A 4,646-nucleotide genomic window follows, 5' to 3' on the forward strand; every position below is an offset into this window, starting at 1 on the left:
GGTGGCGTCGGTGCAGGCGGCCAGGGCCCGCTGGGCGCGCTGCACGAGGGTCCACGTCCCGGGGGGCGGGAGGGTGCGCAGGGTGCGCTCGCCGGTGCGCGGCCGCGGCGCGGGACGGGGCGGGGCGCTGGCCGCGTCCCCGGCGGCCGTGCGGTCGCGGTGCCCGACGTGGCTCGGCGCGGCGTCGTTCACCACTGCATCCCTCCCTACGCAACGTGAGGGACTTTATCCGTAACGTGACGACATGGGGAGAGGGGTACCCGTTCGGCGCAACACCGCGGTCCCACCCCGCCCGTCTCCCCCAGGTCGGTGCGCGCCGTCTGCCACCATGTCCGCGCGTGAAGGCGCGTGCCGCAGCAGGCCGCGCCAGCGCCGGCGGCCGCGGATGTCCGTTCCCACCCCCGCCCGGAGGAAGCCTTGGCCACCCCCGCCACCCCCGCCACCTCGGCGAGCCCACCGCCCACCGCACCGTCCGGCCTCGACCGCCGGTTCCGCATCACCGAGCGCGGCTCCACCGTGGGCCGGGAGGTGCGCGGCGGTGTCGTGACGTTCTTCGCGATGGCCTACATCGTCGTGCTCAACCCGCTGATCCTCGGCCTCAGCGAGGACAGCACCGGGCGGTTCCTCGGCGGCGGCGACGCCCCGGACGTCGCCAGGGTCGCCGCGGCCACCGCGCTCGTCGCCGGCGTCATGACGATCCTGATGGGCGCCGTCGCCAACTACCCGCTGGCGCTGGCCACCGGCCTCGGCCTCAACGCCTTCGTCGCCTTCGGCGTGGCGACCCTGCCCGGCATGACGTGGGCCGACGCGATGGGCCTGGTGGTGCTCGAGGGCCTCATCATCCTGGTGCTCGTCCTCACCGGGTTCCGCCGCGCGGTCTTCCACGCCATCCCCGCGCAGCTGAAGACGGCCATCAGCGTGGGCATCGGGCTGTTCATCACGATCGTCGGGCTCGTCGACGCCGGCATCGTGCGCATCCCCGCCAGCCAGGCCACCCCGCTGGAGCTCGGCATCGGCGGCTCGCTGCGCGGCTGGCCCTCGGTCGTCTTCGTGGCGGGCCTCGGCCTCATGATCGCCCTGCTGGTGCGCCGGGTCCGCGGCGCGCTGCTCATCGGGATCGTGGCCGCGACCGCGCTGGCGGTGGTCCTGGAGGCCGTCGCCGACATCGGCCCGCGCACGGGCGCCGACGGCACGGCCAACGCCGGCGGCTGGGGCCTCAACGTGCCGACGCTGCCCGACCAGGTCGCCGCCGTGCCCGACTTCGGGCTGCTGGGCGAGTTCGACCTGCTGGGCTCGTTCTCCGCGATCGGCGTGACGACCGTGGTGCTGCTGGTCTTCAGCCTGCTGCTGGCGGACTTCTTCGACACGATGGGGACGATGGTCGCCATCGGCGCCGAGGGGGACCTGCTCGACGAGGAGGGCAACCCGCCGAACGCCCAGCGGATCCTCGTCGTGGACTCCCTGGCGGCGATCGCCGGCGGGGCGGGCGGCGTCTCGAGCAACACCTCCTACATCGAGTCCGCGGCGGGTGTCGGCGAGGGGGCGCGCACGGGCCTGGCCTCGATCGTGACCGGCGTGCTGTTCCTCGCGGCGACGTTCCTGGCCCCGCTCGTGGCGGTCGTGCCCTACGAGGCCGCGACGCCGGCGCTCGTCATCGTCGGTTTCCTGATGATGCAGCAGGTGACCGGGGTGGACTGGCGCGACGTGGAGATCGCCCTGCCGGCGTTCCTCACGATCGTGCTGATGCCGTTCTCCTACTCGATCACCGTGGGCATCGGCGCCGGGTTCGTCTCCTTCGTGCTCATCAAGGTGGTGCGCGGCAAGGCGTCGCAGGTGCACCCGCTGCTGTGGCTGGTCGCGGCGCTGTTCGTCGTCTACTTCGCGGTCGACCCGATCCGCGACGCGCTGGGCGCCTGAGCGGCGGGCCGGGGCGGCACCCCGCCCCGGCCCCGCCCCGCACGCCCACCGGGCAGGTCCGCCGGACTCGTTCGCCAGGCTCATTAGCCTTGCTAAGGATATGCTGGGGGTGTGCCACCCGCTCCCACCGTGTCCGAACGCCCGCCCGAACGCCCGCCCGAATACCCGCCCGTCCCCCGCGGCCCCGCCGGGCTCGCCGCCGAGCTGCGCACGGCCCTGATGCGCAGCACCCGCCGGCTGCGCGCGATGAAGAGCGACGACGACCTCTCCGACGCGCAGTTCTCCGTCCTGGCCCTCCTCGACCGCTGCGGCCCCCGCACCCCCGGGGAGCTGGCCGAGGCCGAGCACGTGCAGCCGCCGTCGATGACGCGCACCGTCGCCTCCCTCGTCGAGCGCGGCCTCGCCGAGCGCGGCGACCACCCCGGCGACCGCCGCCAGGTGCTCGTGCGCCTCACCCCGGCCGGGCGCACCACCGTCGAGGAGACCCGCCGCCGCCGCGACGCCTGGCTGGCCCGCCAGCTCGCCGGCCTCACCCCCGCCGAGCGCGAGGTCCTCGCCCGCGCCACCGAGATCCTGCGCCGGGTGGTCGCCCCGTGAGCGCCACGTTCCGCTCCCTGCGCCACCGCCCCTACCGGCTGTGGGCCTCCGGCGCCGTCGTCTCCAACGTCGGCACCTGGATGCAGCGCGTCGCGCAGGACTGGCTCGTGCTCACCCAGCTCACCGACGAGTCCGGCACCGCGGTCGGCATCACCACCGGCCTGCAGTTCGGCCCGATCCTGCTGCTGGCCCCCGTCACCGGCGCCGTGGCCGACCGCTGGCCCAAGAAGCGCGTGCTGCTCGTCACCCAGAGCGCGATGGCCCTGCTCGGCCTGGGCCTCGGCCTGCTGGTCGTGACCGGTGCGGCGCAGCTGTGGCACGTCTACGTCTTCGCGGTGCTCCTGGGGTGCGCCACCGCCTTCGACGGCCCCGCCCGGCAGACCTTCGTCCACGAGCTCGTCCCGCGCGAGGACCTGTCCAACGCCGTCGGCCTCAACAGCGCCTCGTTCAACTCCGCCCGCCTCGTCGGCCCCGGCCTGGCCGGGCTGCTCATCGGCTGGGTCGGCACCGGCCCGCTGTTCCTGATCAACGCCCTGTCCTTCGCCGGGCCGATCCTGGCGCTGTGGCGCATCCGGCCGCTGGCGCGGGCACCGCGCCCCGCGCGGGGCCGGGGCGGCATGGGCGAGGCGCTGCGCCACCTGCGGCACCGCCCCGACGTCGTCGCGATCCTCGCCGTCGTCGCCGTCGTCGGCACCGTCGGCATGAACTTCCAGCTCACCACCGCGCTGATGGCCCGCGTCGAGTTCGACCGCGGGCCCGGCGAGTACGGCCTGCTCGGCTCGATCATCGCGATCGGCTCCCTCAGCGGGGCGCTGCTGGCCGCGCGCCGGGAGCGGCCCAGGATGCGTCTCGTCTTCGGCGCGGCCGCCGCGTTCGGCGTCGTGACCACCGTGGCGGCGCTCATGCCGAGCTACGCGCTCTTCGCGGTGCTGCTCGTCCCCGTCGGCCTGTGCTCGCTGACCCTGATGACCTCGGCCAACGCCACGATCCAGCTCAGCACCGACCCGGCGATCCGCAGCCGCGTCATGGCCCTGTACATGGGGCTGTTCCAGGGCGGCACCGTGGTCGGTGGTCCCCTCGTCGGCTGGATGGGCAGCGCCTTCGGGCCGCGCTGGTCGCTGCTGGTGGGCTCGCTGCCGGCCGTGGCCGTGGCCGTGGCCGCGGCGCTGTTCCTGCTGCGGCGCGGCGGCGAGCGGCTGCACTACCAGCTGCGGGGCACGCCCCACCTGCAGGTGCTGCCGGCCGAGCGCACCGACTCCGCCGCCGCCTGACGCACCGGCCGCCCGTCGCAGCGCCGCGACGGGCGGCCGGCGGGGCCGCTCAGGGGGCCGGAGCCGCCAGCACCCGCAGCATCGCCGCCGCGTCGACGTACGCCTCGAACCGGCTGATGCGCCCGTCCCGGACCCTCCACACGTGGACCTCGGCCACGTCGTAGCTCGCACCCGTGGCACGCACCGTGCCCTGCGTGCGCCCCACCTGCACCACCGCACCCGCCCCGTCGGCGTAGATGCGCTCGGTCACCGGCGCGGAGTCCACGTGCTCGGTGAGCGCCCGGGCGAAGCGCCCCAGCCCCTCCAGCCCGACCCGCTCCCCGCCCCACGGCAGCGCGGGCGACTGGGAGATCGTCACGTCCTCGGTGACGAGGGCGGCCAGCCCCGCCAGGTCCCCCCGGGCGAACGCGGCATACGCGGCCCGCACCACCGCGACGTCCTCCTCCCCCACCACCGCGCCGTCCTCCTCCCGCACCTGCGCGCCGTCGTGCGCCCGTCCCACCGCGGTACCGCCCACGTCGACCTCCTCCACCTCCGGCCGGGCCCTGCGCCCGGCTCGTGCGGAAAGCCTGCCGCGGGCGGCGCGGGCCGCTCTGGACGGTTCGTGCGCCGTCCTGGTCGCCCCGTGCTCAGCTCCTCGCACGCAGCGCCGCGGGCGTCACCCCCAGCTCGCGGCGCAGCGCGCGGGTCAGGTGGCTCTGGTCGGCGAAGCCGCAGCGGGCCGCCACCTGCGCCAGCGGCACCGCCGTGCCCACCACCAGCTCGCGGGCGCGCTCCACGCGGCGGCGCAGCACGTGCTGGTGCGGGCTGCAGCCGGTGGCGACCCGGAACAGCCGGGCGAAGTGGAACGGGCTGACGTGC

Annotated in this window: 6 protein-coding genes; 3 read left to right on the forward strand and 3 right to left on the reverse strand. The window is 75.5% G+C overall.

Annotated features, from left to right (window positions below):
- Nucleotides 1-192 (reverse strand): hypothetical protein (locus ABEB16_RS04355; RefSeq protein WP_345711045.1); only part of this gene is annotated, 192 nt, incomplete at its 3' end.
- 225 nt (nucleotides 193-417) lie between these two features.
- Between ABEB16_RS04355 and ABEB16_RS04360 the strand changes: the two genes are divergently transcribed.
- From ABEB16_RS04360 to ABEB16_RS04370, 3 genes are all read left to right on the forward strand, one after another.
- Nucleotides 418-1,917 carry an NCS2 family permease gene (locus ABEB16_RS04360; RefSeq protein WP_345711046.1) on the forward strand — a complete coding sequence of 500 codons (1,500 nt, stop codon included), beginning with the start codon at nucleotides 418-420 and terminating at the stop codon, nucleotides 1,915-1,917.
- A 129-nt stretch (nucleotides 1,918-2,046) separates the two neighbouring features.
- On the forward strand, nucleotides 2,047-2,514 hold the full coding sequence (locus ABEB16_RS04365; RefSeq protein WP_345711047.1) for a MarR family winged helix-turn-helix transcriptional regulator: 468 nt from the start codon (nucleotides 2,047-2,049) through the stop codon (nucleotides 2,512-2,514).
- On the forward strand, nucleotides 2,511-3,785 hold the full coding sequence (locus ABEB16_RS04370; RefSeq protein ID WP_345711048.1) for an MFS transporter: 1,275 nt from the start codon (nucleotides 2,511-2,513) through the stop codon (nucleotides 3,783-3,785). The genes ABEB16_RS04365 and ABEB16_RS04370 overlap by 4 nt, the downstream gene beginning before the upstream one ends.
- A gap of 49 nt (nucleotides 3,786-3,834) precedes the next feature.
- On the opposite strand, the gene ABEB16_RS04375 is transcribed toward ABEB16_RS04370, so the two are convergent.
- Both ABEB16_RS04375 and ABEB16_RS04380 read right to left on the reverse strand, forming a co-directional pair.
- Nucleotides 3,835-4,302, reverse strand: a complete 468-nt coding sequence (locus tag ABEB16_RS04375) for a nuclear transport factor 2 family protein (RefSeq protein WP_345711049.1) — start codon at nucleotides 4,300-4,302, stop codon at nucleotides 3,835-3,837.
- A gap of 112 nt (nucleotides 4,303-4,414) precedes the next feature.
- A partial coding sequence (locus ABEB16_RS04380) for a helix-turn-helix transcriptional regulator (RefSeq protein ID WP_345711050.1) occupies nucleotides 4,415-4,646 on the reverse strand: 232 nt, incomplete at its 5' end.

This window comes from Kineococcus glutinatus (assembly GCF_039542765.1).
GTDB classification, from domain to species: domain Bacteria; phylum Actinomycetota; class Actinomycetes; order Actinomycetales; family Kineococcaceae; genus Kineococcus_A; species Kineococcus_A glutinatus.